This is a genomic window from Rhodococcus sp. OS5, assembly GCF_056837585.1.
The window spans coordinates 1,415,669-1,430,544 of record NZ_CM166368.1; the positions used below are offsets into that span (position 1 = coordinate 1,415,669).

10 protein-coding genes are annotated in these 14,876 nt (G+C 63.3%); 4 read left to right on the forward strand and 6 right to left on the reverse strand.

Annotated features, from left to right (window positions below; all coding sequences use genetic code 11):
- Positions 1 to 80: 80 nt before the first annotated feature.
- The gene (locus ACVZUB_RS06615; protein WP_003943683.1) at positions 81 to 1,334 is read right to left on the reverse strand and encodes a pyridoxal phosphate-dependent aminotransferase; all 1,254 of its coding nucleotides are present in this window, start codon (positions 1,332 to 1,334) and stop codon (positions 81 to 83) included.
- Positions 1,335 to 1,410: 76 nt separating this feature from the next.
- Here ACVZUB_RS06615 and ACVZUB_RS06620 point away from each other — a divergent pair, with 76 nt between their 5' ends.
- Positions 1,411 to 3,351, forward strand: a complete 1,941-nt coding sequence (locus ACVZUB_RS06620) for a S9 family peptidase (protein ID WP_063314859.1) — start codon at positions 1,411 to 1,413, stop codon at positions 3,349 to 3,351.
- Here ACVZUB_RS06620 and ACVZUB_RS06625 read toward each other — a convergent pair.
- Positions 3,341 to 4,273: a hypothetical protein gene (locus tag ACVZUB_RS06625; protein ID WP_482628254.1), complete on the reverse strand. Its 933-nt coding sequence runs from the start codon at positions 4,271 to 4,273 to the stop codon at positions 3,341 to 3,343. The two genes, ACVZUB_RS06620 and ACVZUB_RS06625, sit on opposite strands and share 11 nt — an antisense overlap.
- A gap of 245 nt (positions 4,274 to 4,518) precedes the next feature.
- On the opposite strand from ACVZUB_RS06625, the gene ACVZUB_RS06630 reads away from it, so the two are divergent.
- Positions 4,519 to 5,697, forward strand: coding sequence for a DUF6745 domain-containing protein (locus ACVZUB_RS06630; protein ID WP_063314857.1), 1,179 nt, complete (start codon positions 4,519 to 4,521; stop codon positions 5,695 to 5,697).
- Between the two features lie 45 nt (positions 5,698 to 5,742).
- Positions 5,743 to 6,198, forward strand: coding sequence for a hypothetical protein (locus ACVZUB_RS06635; RefSeq protein ID WP_003943690.1), 456 nt, complete (start codon positions 5,743 to 5,745; stop codon positions 6,196 to 6,198).
- Positions 6,199 to 6,371: 173 nt separating this feature from the next.
- On the opposite strand, the gene ACVZUB_RS06640 is transcribed toward ACVZUB_RS06635, so the two are convergent.
- Positions 6,372 to 9,527 (reverse strand): (Fe-S)-binding protein, encoded by a 3,156-nt coding sequence (locus ACVZUB_RS06640; RefSeq protein ID WP_063314856.1) that lies wholly within the window; start codon positions 9,525 to 9,527, stop codon positions 6,372 to 6,374.
- A 359-nt stretch (positions 9,528 to 9,886) separates the two neighbouring features.
- On the opposite strand from ACVZUB_RS06640, the gene ACVZUB_RS06645 reads away from it, so the two are divergent.
- Entirely contained in the window at positions 9,887 to 10,537 is a 651-nt protein-coding gene (locus tag ACVZUB_RS06645) for a DUF8020 domain-containing protein (protein ID WP_003943407.1), read from the forward strand.
- Positions 10,538 to 10,616: 79 nt separating this feature from the next.
- Here the strand turns inward: ACVZUB_RS06645 and ACVZUB_RS06650 are convergent, their stop codons facing one another.
- The 3 genes from ACVZUB_RS06650 to ACVZUB_RS06660 form a co-directional block, all read right to left on the reverse strand.
- Positions 10,617 to 11,927: a S1 family peptidase gene (locus ACVZUB_RS06650; protein WP_007726683.1), complete on the reverse strand. Its 1,311-nt coding sequence runs from the start codon at positions 11,925 to 11,927 to the stop codon at positions 10,617 to 10,619.
- Positions 11,928 to 12,152: 225 nt separating this feature from the next.
- Complete coding sequence (locus ACVZUB_RS06655; protein WP_054187118.1) at positions 12,153 to 13,493, reverse strand: S1 family peptidase; 1,341 nt, start codon at positions 13,491 to 13,493, stop codon at positions 12,153 to 12,155.
- Positions 13,494 to 13,602: 109 nt separating this feature from the next.
- On the reverse strand, positions 13,603 to 14,853 hold the full coding sequence (locus tag ACVZUB_RS06660) for a hypothetical protein (RefSeq protein WP_482628255.1): 1,251 nt from the start codon (positions 14,851 to 14,853) through the stop codon (positions 13,603 to 13,605).
- Positions 14,854 to 14,876 lie beyond the last annotated feature (23 nt).

Consider the following 14,876-nt stretch of genomic DNA (forward strand, 5'->3'; position numbering starts at 1 on the left):
AATGCCCCGCAGTTTTACGTTTACGGGGCATTTGTACAACGAATTGTTTACTCGATTTCAGCCGGATTCAGCGTGAGAATCTACTGTTTGTAACTGGTGAGGAAGTTGCCGAATCGCTCGATGGCCACGGCGAGATCTCGGGCCCACGGAAGGGTGACGATCCGAAGGTGATCGTGATTCGGCCAATTGAACCCGGTGCCTTGAACCATCAGGATCTTCTCCTGGAGAAGCAGGTCCTGAACCAATTTCTCGTCGTCGTGGATCTCGTAGACGTTCGGATCCAGACGAGGGAACGCGTAGAGCGCGCCGCGAGGCTTCACACACGAAACGCCCGGAATCATGTTCAATCGCTCCCAAGCGACGTCGCGCTGCTCGAGCAGGCGGCCGCCGGGCAGGATCAGGTCTTCGATGCTCTGGTGACCGCCGAGGGCGACCTGAATGGCGTGCTGTCCGGGGACGTTGGGGCACAGACGGGTCGACGCCAAGAGATCGAGTCCCTCGAGGAAGCCGGCCGCGTGATCCTTCGGGCCCGTGATCGCCACCCAGCCGGAGCGGTAGCCGGCGACGCGGTAGGCCTTCGAGAGGCCGTTGAACGTCAGGCACAGCAGATCAGGGGCAAGTGTTGCCAGCGAGATGTGCTTGGCGTCGTCGTAGAGGATCTTGTCGTAGATCTCGTCGGCGAGCAGCAGAAGCTGATGCTTGCGTGCCAGATCGACCAACTGCTGCAGAACCTCCATCGAGTACACCGCACCCGTGGGGTTGTTCGGGTTGATGACGAGGAGAGCCTTGGTCTTGTCGGTGATCTTGGATTCGATATCGGCGATATCGGGATTCCAGTCGTTGGCCTCGTCGCAGAGATAGTGGACGGGCGTCCCTCCGGACAAGCTCGTCATCGCAGTCCACAGGGGGTAGTCCGGTGCTGGGATCAGAACCTCGTCGCCGTTGTTGAGGAGGGCCTGCATGGTCATCGTGATCAGCTCGGAAACACCGTTGCCGAGGTAGATGTCGTCGACGTCGAGCTCGGGGAAGCCGGGAACCAGCTCGTAACGCGTCACGATTGCGCGCCGCGCCGACAGAATGCCCTTCGACTCCGAATAGCCCTGTGCATAGGGCAGGGCGGCGATCATGTCCCGCATGATCACATCGGGGGCGTCGAATCCGAACGGTGCCGGGTTGCCGATGTTGAGCTTGAGGATCCGGTGTCCTTCCGCCTCCAACCGGGCGGCATGCGCGTGCACCGGTCCACGGATTTCGTACAGGACGTTCTGGAGCTTCGACGACTGCTCCAGCTCGCGCTGCGGCTGACGGTGGCGGACGGGTTCTGGTGTGCTCACGAGTTACATGATTCCACCACTGTGCAAGTGCATTGTCGGGGACCGTGTCGCACGCCCCGTTGGCTATTGTCGAGCGATGACCCCCAGCGAGCAGATTGCAGCCCCGTACGGATCGTGGACTTCTCCGATCGGAGCAGCTGATCTGGCTGCAGGTGGGCATCCTGTCGAGGGTGGACGATACGTCGGTGACGAGATCTGGTGGGCTGAACTTCGTCCGACCGAGGGTGGTCGGACCTCGATCCGTCGATCTGGTCTCGACAACCAACCCGTCGACATCCTCCCCGCGCCGTGGAACGCGCGAACCAGGGTTCACGAGTACGGCGGTGGCGCCTGGACGGTCACCGAGTCCGGAAAACTGGTCTTCAGTGAATTCTCCGATCAACGGGTGTACATCCTCGAAGGAGTCACTCCACGGGCTCTGACGCCCGAACCGGCGTCGCCGGCCGCATTGCGATACGCAGACCTGCAGATCGTGAACGGCGAGGTGTGGGCGGTTCGGGAAGCGCACGCGGAGGACGGGGTGATCACTCGCGATATCTGCGCGATTCCGCTGGACGGTTCCGGCAACATCCGCTCGATCGTCGGCGGCTCGGACTTCCTCTCGTCACCGAGGCTTTCGCCGAGTGGAACCAAGATCGCCTGGATCGCATGGAACCATCCGCAAATGCCCTGGGACGGTACCGAACTGAGGGTAGCTCCACTCGTCGACGGCGTCGCTCAGGCGTATTCCGTGCTGATCGGCGGACTTGAAGAGTCCGTCCTGCAGCCGGAGTGGATCACCGACGACGAACTCTACGCAATCAGCGATCGCAGCGGCTGGTGGAACATCTATCGCGTCGGCGGCAAGATCAGCCCGATTTGCCCGGTGAACGCGGATTTCGGTGGCCCGCAGTGGCGCTTCGGTGGGCGCTGGTTCGTCGAACTCGGCAACGGGCACCTTCTCACCGCACGCACCGTCGGAACCGACACGCTGGCGGTACTCGACCCGGCGTCGGGGGAACTGCGCGACATCGCGACCCCGGGTGTCACCAGCATCGGCCTCATGCAAGTTCGCAACGATCGGTTACTGCTCATCTCGGGAGGCGCGAAACTGGCGGGCGCGCTACGTGAACTGGACCTCGGTACCGGCGAACTCACCGAAATCCGTTCGTCGGTCGAAGAATTGCCCGAGTCTGCCTACCTTCCGGAAGCGCGAGCCGTCGTGGCTCACGGACACGGGCGAGAAGTTCACGCCGTTGCGTATCCGCCGCGCAGTCCGCGATACAAAGGGCTCGACGATGAACGACCGCCGTATGTCGCGTTTGTTCACGGTGGGCCGACGGCGCACGTCGCACCGGCCCTCAACCTCGTCTACGCCTTCTTCACCAGCCGCGGAATCGGCGTCGTCGACGTGAACTACGGCGGGTCGACCGGTTACGGACGTGAGTACCGTAATCGATTGCGTGGTCAGTGGGGTGTCGTCGACGTGCAGGACGTCGTCACCGCCGTCAACGGGTTGGCCGAGCAGGGGCTTGCCGATCCGGCCCGCCTTGCCATCGAAGGCGGATCCGCCGGTGGTTGGACCGTTCTGGCCGCACTGACGACGTCCGACGTGTTCGCTTGTGGTGCTTCCTATTTCGGCGTGGCCGAACTGGACCTGTTCGTGCAGGAAACTCACGATTTCGAATCGCGTTACGTCGACGGTTTGATCGGCCCGCTGCCGGAATCTGCCGACCTGTACGCGGAACGTGCTCCACTCAACAACGTCGACGGGTTGAACTGCCCGGTGTTGCTTCTCCAGGGTCTCGACGATCCGATCGTGCCACCCTCGCAGGCGGAGCGATTCCGGGATGCTCTGGTGGCCAAGGGCATTCCGCACGCGTACCTGGCCTACGAGGGTGAATCTCACGGATTCCGCAAGCAGTCGACCATCATCAGCTCGCGCAACGCCGAGCTGTCTTTCTACGGGCAGGTGCTCGGATTCACTCCACCCGGCATTCCGACGATCGAGCTGTGGAAGCCTGTGATCAGTAGCTGACGGCCCCGTGGCTGCGCGCGAAGGCCGCCAGGATCCGACTTGCCACCAGTGACGGGGTCGACAGGTCGGCCCACGTCCACCTCGCGACCTCCCACCCTGCGTCACGGAGTCGGTCTTCGCGGAGCTTCTCGTTCCAGAGCGTGTCCTCGGGGCTGCGACCGGCGGGCACCAGTCGGCCGTACTTGACGCGGCCGTCGAACTCTCCGATGGTGCGCTGCTCACGCCACAGGAAGTCGACGCGGCCGGCGAACCCTCGAGCGTCGTGGATGTCGACCTGGGGTTCGGGGAGCGGTAAGTGTTCGTGCAGGAACAATGCGAGGCTCCGTGATTCACCGACGCTTTCGATACGGGAGTCCATCGCGGTGAGCGCGTGGAGCGCATGTCGATGGCGCGGATCGTTCGGGCTGAGTGCCAGCGATGCTGCAACCGCGTCCTTGGGCAACCTTGAACGGTGCAACGCTGAATTGCCCACGACGAGAGCCTGTTCGAAAGTGAGTGTCCTCGCGAGATCCGCAACAGTTCGTGCCGGAGTCGTGACGCGCAGCCCATCGACTTCGGTGATCTCGTTGTCCGCCAGCCATGTCGAGTGCACGTGACGTCGAGCGGACTTTCGGCCACCACCTCGCCGGTTCCGGGACAGGTGAACGACCTCGAGCGGAGTGTTCCAGAGTTCGAAACCGTGCAGAACCGCAGCCGAGACGTGGCTGACAGTGGCACCGGGTGAAGCGGCGCAGGCCACGGCCTCTGCCCGCAATCGATGTCGTCCGTATGCGTCGAGGCGGGACAGGTGGCCGCTGTCCACGTACGCACCACGATGGATTCTGGCCCAGGTTCCACTAGCGCAGGCCTGTCGGATCTCGGCATCGGTGCGACCGATCGACAGTTGGTCCGGCCTGCGGATGATATGTGTCTGTTCCCCCATGTCGATCGATCTTGCTGTGCCCGGCGCTGGAAAGGAAGCCGTGACCCCGGGGGTGTGGATAGCCGTGAGTGAACACCACTTGTCCACAGTTCGAACCGGTTTCGCGTCGCTGGAGAGGGTGTTCGGTATGGGGAAACGGTGGCAGGTTCCCGGTGTCGCGCTCTAGGAAACCCTTGCGTCCGCAGCGTTCGCGTGCCAGGCTGTTCAACTATGACTACAGGAAAGGCGGACACCGCCACCGTCGCGTGAGCGCCGCACCGATTCGCTCGTCGGCATCACATCGAGCGACATTGCCCGAGAACTTCAATCTCTTCGATGAAGACAGTCTGGCCCTGGAAAAGATCCGCGACGTATGGCTCGAACGCGGATTGTGTACTCGTCCTGCTGATCGAACCACCGCAGAAGCCTCTGTCGCGCAACTGTATCGGCGCTCCGGGCTCCCGAAACCGGAGTTCGTCTGGGTCCCGTCGCCGTCTGCTGGTTCGGACCTGATCGTCACCGAAGGACTGTCGACCAAGATGTCATTGGACGGCACCGGCCTCGACTGCGCTTCCGGGTATATCGCGAGCATGTTTGCGGCATCGCGCCGACGCATGGACGCGCGAATCGAATGTCGGAGAACTGGCTGGCAGATGGAACGCCGGCAGGGGGAGCGCTTGATCAGGGCGTCCATTTGGGAATCGTTGCACACCACGCTGTTCGACGGCGTCGCAGCTGCGATACGAACGATGTCGACTCCGGTGGCCGGGGAAGTGACCTGGTACGGGCAGCAGGACGCACATCGAATCGCGTACTACGACACATGTCATCGATTCGGTCTTGCGACTTTCCGCTCGGAAGACCGTGAACTCCTCGACGTGCAGACCGCACTGGCCGACTCGACCGGGTGGTGGTGGGCGTTCGACGACGTGTGCATCATGGCGGAACGACCCACCGCCTTACATGCCGAACCGATTCCGGGCAGCGCGCAGGGAGCACGGCGCTTGCATCATTCTGATTCCCCCGCAATCGAATTCGTAGACGGTACACAGGCGTTCGTTCTACACGGAGCGATCGTTCCAGACTGGGTAGTGCTCGACCCCACCGCCGAACGCATCGCACACGAGCGCAATGTAGAGATCCGTCGATGTGCAATCGAGCGGATCGGGTGGGATTCCTACATCGAGCTGGCGGGCCTGACACTGGTCGACCAAACCGACGATCCCGGTAACGCCGGTTGCCTGCTGCAGCTCTACGCGTCGCCGGAGGGCTGGGGTCGAAGTGGACGGATTCTCCTCGCGGTCAACGGTTCTCTCGAACGCGACGGGCATCGGCGTCGATACGGCCTTCACGTACCCGGATGGTTTACCTCCGCGTTGGATGCCGCCGGATGGACTTACGGCATCACCGGTACCGACTATTCCCGTCTCGTTCGTCGAACCTGAATCTCGAACCCTCTACCCTCAATCCTCAAACCTTGGGTGATACTTATGAACTCGAACATGACCTTGTCCGCTCTCACCAGCCTCACCGGCCTCGATGTCTTCGACTACCTGGACCAGGAAGTGTCCATTCCTGTGATCGACGGACTTCAGGCGCAAGGCGATCTCATCGTGATCCCGTTTTCGCTGCTCGCAAATATCGTGGCGCCTCTGCCATGGACACGCTCTGTGAGAGTGCCGCTCTCCGGCGTGGAACTGCTGCGAAGTGCGGCGGGAGGGAACCCCCACAGTCTGGTTGCAGACGAAGGGGAGTGCACGTGGTCGACGCCGGTGAAAGATGCTCGGGGCCTTGCACTCGGCATGCTCGACACCCGAGTGACCGCGTACCTCATCCACCCGGAGCACGGCGCGACCGGCATCGCTCCGGGACGATACGTCATCGGCCGGCAGCAGGAAAGGGGCGTCGGGCGTGCGCGCGGTGCGGTGATGCTTGTCGCCGATTGACACGCCGGCCTCGAGTTGGCGGGGGAGTGAGCACCACTTGCACAGGGCGAGCACCGGTTTCCGTGTGCTGGACGGTGTGTCGGGTCGAGGGAAAGGGTGCTCGGTCGGCAAAGGCTCCCGCACAAACACGAATGCCCTCACCGTGACGGTGAGGGCATTCGCGTGTGGTGCGCTTACTTCTTGCGGCCAGGAGCCTTCGCGCCGGCCTTGAATCCGAGTCCGCCTGCCTTGGGGGCGGGCGGCGCGGCAGCAGGCGCCGGAGCTTCCGCGGGTGCGGACGCTTCAGCAGGCGCTTCAGCGGGTTCTGCCTTCACAGGTTCGGCCTCGGGAGCCGGGGCCTCTGCAGCCGGCGCCGGGGCCGCAGCGGGAGCTGCCTTCCGGGCACCGGGAGCCTTTGCGCCCGACTTGAATCCGAGTCCGCCGGCCTTGGCAGCAGGCGGAGCCTTCGGGGCTTCCGCCTCGGCGGCCGGAGCCTCTGCCGGTGCAGCCGGAGCCTCTGCCGGAGCAGCAGCAGGTGCTTCAGAAGCAGGAGCAGCCTTTGCACCAGGAGCCTTGGCCCCACCCTTCATCTGCAGTCCCTTGCCGCCGGGTGCCTTGGCGCCGGACGCCAGGCCCAGACCCTTCGGCTTGGCGACGGGTGCAGCAGCTTCGGGTGCAGCAGCCTCAGCAGCCGGAGCTTCCGCTGCCGGCGCGGCAGCGGCCTTTGCTCCGGGTGCCTTGGCGGCGCCCTTCATCTGCAGTCCCTTGCCGCCGGGAGCCTTGGCCCCGCCTGCCAAGCCGAGACCCTTGGGCTTTGCGACAGGTGCTGCCGGTGCAGCAGCTTCGTCAGCGGGAGCTTCCGCGCTTGCGGCGGGAGCCGCTTTCTTGGCGCCGGGAGCCTTTGCCCCGCCGGCCATTCCGAGCCCCTTGCCGGGTGCCTTGGCACCGGGAGCTTTTGCACCTGGTGCTTTGGCGAGGCCCTTCATGGCCAGACCCTTGCCTGCCGGTGCAGCCTTGGCTTCCGGAGTCGCGGCAGCTTCCTCGACTTCGGCGACCCGATCCTGCTCGACGGTCTCGGCCTTTGCCTCAGCAGCGACCGGTGCCTTCTCGCGTGGGATCACCTTGATGTTCTCGCCGAGCTGGGCGGGATCGAGACGAGTGACGGAGTTCAGCATCAGCTGCGCGACGTCGACGACCTCGACGCCTTCGCCCTGGCCTTGCTCCTGGCGGGCAGTGACGCCGTCGGTGAGCATGACGCGGCAGAACGGGCAACCCGTGGCGATCTTCTTGGGGTTGGTGGAGAGCGCTTCGTCGACGCGGTCGACGTTGATGCGCTTGCCGATGTTCTCTTCCATCCACATGCGAGCACCACCGGCACCACAGCACATGGAACGTTCGCCGTGACGCGGCATTTCGACGAGCTTGGAGCCTGAGGCTTCCATGAGTTCACGGGGAGCGTCGTAAACCTTGTTGTGGCGTCCGAGGAAGCACGGGTCGTGGTAGGTGACGTCTTCGCTCACGGACGCAACCGGGATCAGCTTCTTCTGGCGCACCAGACGGTTGAGCAGCTGAGTGTGGTGCACGACCTCGTAGTCGCCGCCCACCTCCGGGTACTCGTTGCCGAGGGCGTTGAAGCAGTGCGCACAGGTGACGACGATCTTGCGCTTCTTCTGCTCGATACCGTCGAAGACCGAATTGAGCATCTCGATGTTCTGCATCGCGAGCTGCTGGAACAAGAACTCGTTGCCGGCACGACGTGCGGAGTCGCCGGTGCAGGTTTCGTCGGCGCCGAGGACCATGAACTTCACTCCCGCGGTGGCGAGGAGTTCGGCGACAGCCTTGGTGGTCTTCTTGGCACGGTCTTCGTAGGCGCCGGCGCAGCCGACCCAGAAGAGGTACTCGTAGTCCTCGAAGCTGTCGGCGTCCTTGCCGAAGACAGGGATCTCGAAGTCCATCTCGTTGATCCAGTTGAGACGGTCCTTGGAGTTCTGACCCCAGGGGTTGCCCTTGTTCTCGAGGTTCTTGAACAGGCCGGCGAGCTCGGAGGGGAACTCCGATTCGATCAGGACCTGGTAGCGACGCATGTCGATGATGTGGTCGACGTGTTCGATGTCGACGGGGCACTGTTCGACGCAGGCACCGCAGTTGGTGCAGCTCCACAAGGTTTCGGCGTCGATGACCGGGGCCATCTCACCTTCGACGGTTTCACCGACGAGCTTGCGGTCGGCCTCGAGACGTGCGGCCTCGGGGATGGCTGCGAGTGCGGCTTCCTTGACATTGCCTTCGCTGTCGACGAGACCGATCTCGTCGCCGCCCATGTCCTTGCGTCCACCAGCGAGCAGGTACGGGGCCTTGGCGTAGCCGTGGTCACGCAGCGACATGATGAGCAGCTTGGGCGAGAGCGGCTTTCCGGTGTTCCAAGCAGGGCACTGGGACTGGCAACGCCCGCACTCGGTGCAGGTGGTGAAGTCCAGCCAGCCCTTCCAGGAGAAGTCTTCGATGTTTCCGGCGCCGAGAGTGTCGGTGTCGGGGTCGACGTTCTCCATCGTCAGGACTTTGCCCTTGGACATCATGGGCTTTGCTGCGCCGAGCGCGACGGTGCCGTCGTCTTCACGCTTGAAGTAGATGTTGAAGAACGCCGAGAAGCGGTGCCACGCGACGCCCCAGGTGATGTTGCGGCCCACGATCGCGAGCCAGATCATGCCGGTCATCAGCTTCACGAATGCGAACACCGAGATCATGACGGGGCTGGCGGGAAGCAGTTTCGCGACCTGCATGGTGAAGAAGTCGGTCCACGGGTTGGCGTGACCGTAGGTCGCGATCTTGCCTGCCTTGACCATGATCATGCCCAGGCCCTCGAGCAGGACGATGCCTTCGATGACGTAGGCAGCCTTGAAGTTGGAGCCGCCGAAACGGGACAGGCGCGCGGGCAGACGCGGGTGGTTGAGCTGACGGATCACGATCAGCGTGGTGATACCGATGACGGTGCCCAGGCCGAGGATCTCGTCCCACAGGTGCCACGCCCACGTGTTACCGAAGATGGGCCAGTGGAATTCGGGGTTGAACGTCTGGCCGTAGGCCTCGAACCACAGCAGGAACCCACCGAGGAAGCCGACCATGACGAGCCAGTGGGCCCAGCCGACGCTGCGGAACTTGTTCATGCGCGTGTGCGCGATGAACTCGATGATCATCTGCTTGAAGCGAGGGAAGAACGGGCGCCATCGATCGGGTGCCGACTGGCCGATGCGCACGGTGTTGAACATCCTCAGCGCGCCTGAGAGGAAGATGTACCAACACACCAAGCTCAGCAGAGCACCAATCGTGCCCAACGTAATCGTCAGGGCATTCATGTCGCGGCCTTTCGTTTCAGGGCGACGCGTCGGCCACCTCGGGACAGCCCACTGATACTAACCTGCGTTATGTTACCCGCCAGTAACTAGCATTACCAGCCTGTAGGTACCGGCTGGTAACCGCTCGTGGCCTGGAGAGATCGATCTTCTGCGTCGGACGGGCTGGGCCAGACGCAGACATGTCTGGTCGTCACGTTAGGCGGTGCCCGTCAGGTGTCCATCTGTCAGGCAGCCCTAAGTCGGGTTCCGAGCAGGTGAGAACAACCGACCGGCTGTTATCGTTACGCCCGTCACGCACAGGGGAAACGGGTGGTGTGAGTCATCGACTGACGCCCGCCCGATCCCGGGGAGGATCAAAAATGTTCATTCGAAAAGCTGCGGCCGTCGCAGCGATGACCATTGCCGCTACGGGCATCGCTGCAGGTACTTCTTACGCAGCTCCGGAGACGTCACCCGACGTTTCGTACACCGCCGAGGTCGTCGACCAGGCCGTTGTCACCACCATCGACGCCGGAGCATTCCGGGTCTCGGGCGACGGAACTCACGTCGACTTGCAGAACAGCCAGGGCGCAACTCTCGTGAGCCTTCCGCTCGCGTTCAACCTCGGCGACGTTCAGTTCCCGTTCGACGAGACCGTCAGTGAGGACGGCAAGACCCTCACCCTCAAGCCGAACCTGGACCCGGCCAGCTCCAAGCCGAAGCCGGTCGCTGCCGAGTTCACCCCGGTTGCTTCGCCTGACGAGGATCAGAAGGCAATCGAGAAGTTCCAGTCACAGCTCGGGCTTGCCACGCAGATCGGTAGCCTCACCGGCACGATCGTCGGGGCGGTCATCGGTTGCATCGTGGGTCTGCCCGGCCTGGTCGTCGGCTGCCTGCCCGGCATGGTCACAGGGGCCGGTATCGGTGGAGTCGCCGGTACCATCCTCGCCGGCGGCGGAACCGCCGTCGTCGCGGGCTTGGACCTGATCAAGGTTCTGAACGCTCCGGCTGGAACAACTCTCTTCCAGTAGAACGTCACGAACGCCGAAACGGGCGCCACACCTTCAGAAGGTGTGGCGCCCGTTTTGCTGTCTCGAGGAATGCGTGTGATCAGTAGTCGCGAACCTTCAGGCCTGGGTTGGCGGCGAGGATGTCGTTGATCGGCGTCGCGTACTGGGTCGGGGCTTCTTGCCCGAACAGTGTCTCTGCCTGAGCGATCTCGCACAGGGGAGAGGTGGCGACGTTGGACGCACTCGTGATGCCCACTGCCAACGTTCCGGAGACGATCGGGCCACCGCTGTCACCCTGCAGGACGCAGATGTTGGTGGTGAAGCCGTTGTCGAGGGTGTGATCCAAAACCTTTGCGACGCGGTTGACGCCGGTGACGACGCCGCAGCTGAAGCCTGTGGTCGATCCTGCCTTGCAGACCGGGGCGCCCACGACAGGATCGGCGGTACCGGTGATGTTGACCGAGCGGTTGAACGGGACCCGCACGCTGTTGTTCTCGAAGCGGTACTTCGCGTTGTCGTCGATGTTGATGATCGAGTAGTCGCGCCCGTCGAAGCTGCTCTTGGCGAAGTACCCGACGCGGGGCCCGGTCTGGTTGTTCACCATCGGGAAGACCTGGCTGGAGTTCGAGGTGCCGGCAGCGGCACGGTTGGGATCGCAGTGACCGGCGCTGATGTTGACTGTGCGTCCTGAACCGTCGGTGCCGTTGAAGCCGAATGAACAACGCAGTCCAGTGTTACCGGAGGTTGCGCCGAAGGCGTCTCCGCCCAGTGCAGCGTCGCCGGTTGCGGATCCGGTTGCGGGGATGAGGTCCGCGACGATCGGGGGAACCAGTAGCGGAGCAGCGGTATGGACGACGGTCCGCTTCAGGAACTCAGGCAATTCGATGCCGGCGGCAGGATCGGCGGTGAGGGCGACTCCGTTGCCGACGACGTCGACGGCAATGCCACGCACGAGGTCTGCGACCTCGGCAGGCTGCGAATCGAGCCAGGTGTTGAGTGCCGAGAGTTGACTTTGCAGAGCCTGCTCGCTCTGCGCGACGTCCTTGACCTCGAAACCGGCCTTCTCGGCGGCCTCGCGGGCAGCATCCTTGTCTCGACCGTCAGCGAGAGCGACTACGCCCTTACCGAGGTCGTCGAGCCACACTCCGGCAAAAGAGTCGGGAAACTGGACGCGCGCGATGGCGGCGAACTCCGCGAGCTTCTGCGCGAGTTCGGAACGCGAGACGAACTGGTCGGGCGTCAGCGCCAAGTCGTGCTGTAGGGCTTCGGCGAGTTCGACGGGCAGATGGGCTGCCTGATCGGATACCCCGGATTCGTTCGGTTCTGCGTTCGCGACCGCGGTGATCGGTCCGAGGAGCAGCAGCGCGGCCGAACCGAACACTGCGGCGCGACGTGCGATGGAGCTTCGCATGTGGGCCTTTCCACTTCGTTGACCGTGTACCACCCCCCTGGGAGCACACGGATACGGCTCACGGACTTGTGGTGAGCCGATCACAGTCGACCATGACTATATGGGTTCGAACGCGCTATTCCCACCCGTTACATGAGCAGACAGCGCTGACCCCGACCGACAACAGCACTGTGCCCGCCGATCGCGAAACGGATCGGCGGGCACAGTGCGTGAATCAGTGGTTGGTCAACCTGCAGTGCGGACGCGGATTCCGGCACCGACACCGCCACCGGAAGCGCGATCTGCCGCGTCGAGGATGTCTCCGACCGGAATACCCAGATTCGAGGTTCCACCGGAGGTCGCCAGTACCAGGTTCGCTTCGTTGCAACTGGGTGCTCCGCTGCTGTTGGAGCCGCTGGTGATGCCCAGAGCCAAGGTTCCGGAGACGATGGCGCCGCCACTGTCCCCGGCGAGGGTGCACGCGGTGCCGGCGAATCCGCGAACGGTTCGTGAATCACCGTCCGCCATGACCAGTTGAGTTTCGACGCGATCGGCTGCCACGACACCACAGGTGAAGGACGACGTCTGGCCGGACTTGCAGATGGGAGCGCCGATCACGGGACGTGCCGTTCCGGTGATCGCGAGGGTGGTCCCGTTGGCACCGCGGACGGCAGCACGGTCGAGGCCCGCGTCGATGCCGGACTGGTCGAACTTGATGACCGAGTAATCGAGATCGCCGGCGTTGTTGCCGACGGAAGACTGTGAGAATGCTCCGATCAACTGACTGTCGTCGACGTTCGCGTGATTCGGCAGGTAGACGGGCGACTTCGAACCCTCGGCCGGATTGCAGTGTCCGGCACTGATATTGAGAGCATTGTTCTGATCGTCGACGGCGTTGAACCCGAACGAGCAGACCGAGATGTTCTCGGTCGGTGTCTCGCGAATGGGGCCTGTCGACGTGATGTAGGTGTCGCCGCCGAGTGCTCCGGGATCAACCGATCCGCCGCCGTCCGGGCTGAGAACGATCTTGGTGTTCTCGAGCAGGGTCGGAAGATTGAGCGCCTGCCCGACGGGGCTGTTCGCGACGTCGATGACGACCTGGTTGTTCAGGACGTCGATAGTCGCCGAATTGACTGCGCGTGAGATTTCCTTGGGCAGCCCGGCAATCCATCCGTTGACATCGGCCAGCGTCTTCTCGAGGGTGTCGGCGGATACGGGGGCGACGTGCGTGCGGTAACCGTCGTCGGCCGCGATGCGTGCAGCTTCGGTGGTGGTGACGGCTACGACGGGTTGACCGTCGAGTCCCATCCACGAGCCGGCGTAGTCGCCAGGGCGCTCGGACTTGAATTCCTGGGCGTATGCACCGAGTTCCTGAGCTTTGGCAGCGCGGTCCAGATACTCCTGTGGGGAGATCTTCAGATCGCGTGTGATCGCCTCGATCAGCTCAGCCGGAAGCTGATCTGCCCCGAGCTGTTCGACATGCGTGTCGGAGGCGGGCTCTGCCGATGCCGTCGTGGTGAATGGAGCTGCGAGCAGTAGTGCCGAGGCGCCGACCACAGCGGTGCGGATCGCCAACGAGTTACGCATGAAATCCCTTCAAGTCCCCGGCACCGAGCCGGTAGGTACCGCACCCACCATAGGGGAAAAGTTTCGACGAGGAATATGTGCCTGTTGTCGGCAAGTTGAATTATTCTGTCTAACTTGGCATTCCGGGTCTCGGGGCCAATGGCATGACGGGCATGTCGGGATTCGGAACCACCGGATCGGTTGTGTCGGTCGGGTTGGACGGCTGCGTCGGCGTTGTCTGTGTATCAGTGGGGGCGGTCACGGCGGGAGTGTCCGGGGTATCCGGATCGACCGGATCCAGCGGTCCGACGACCGGCGGCAGGTTCTCGATCCGAAGGGGATCGATCTGGATGGTGATCGGCGATCCCTGTTGCGCGGGGACGTTCGCCGTAGTGGATTTCTCTGTACCGGTGCCCGGACTCACCGGAATGGGCTGGGATTCGGATGAGGTCGATTCTGCTTCGGATGCCCACGACTGCGCCGTCGGCTGCGCGCCGAGAGCGGGTACTTCCGGTGGAGGTGAGGTCGCTGATTGCGTGCCTGTCCCGGATGAACTCGTCGGGGTGGCAGCTGTGTCCGTCCCGGGGGACAGGGAAGATTGTGCGTCGAGAATCCTGGGTGCTGAAATGGTCGGAGTGTGTCCGATGATGACCGCGGCCGCGCAACCCGACACCGTCAGAAAGACTGCGGCGGCTGCTGCGGCGATGATCGGTCGGCGCTCCGACCGCCACTGGCGATTCAGCCAACCGTCGATGCTCGGTTCTTTCGTGACCGGTGCCTCCACGCCGGATTCCGGCTCCGGTTCGATCAGAACGAACGGCGGAAACTCTTCGGGGGTGTCCTCTGGCTCGGCAAAATCGGTTGGCTGGGGTTCGGGACAGGTAGAGGTGATCGAGAAGGGTGCGGCCAACGCAGCGGCTCCGCGAGCAGCACGGTCGTCGGCGTGCGGATCCGCGAGCCAAGCCGCAGAGGCTTCATCTTCTGAAATCAGTTCGACGCCGTCGAGATTCATGCTGTCGAGTGCGCCGCGCAGTACGTCGACGGAATCGCTCGACCAACCCGCGGGGATCACCGCAGAGATGTTCAGGTTCTGATCGGTGAGTGTTCGGACTTCCTTGACCAGGCAATACATCGCTGTCGCTACCAGTTCCTCCCCTCGCGTCATGTGCTCGGAGAAGTTGTCGGTATCGTCGGTGCCGACCCTGTCGAGGAACCCGCGCAACCCGGTGGACCCCGCCGCGGTTCCGCCTAGCTGCATGGTGCCGTCGGGGGCGTGGTGCAGAACCGATTCGCGTTCGAGGGTCACCAGCTCCGAGTCAGGTCTCGCGATCGCAGCAATGCTTCGTTTGTTGCCGACGGCGAGTCCGACTCCCCACTTCATAGCGATCCCCGTTTCACAGTTAC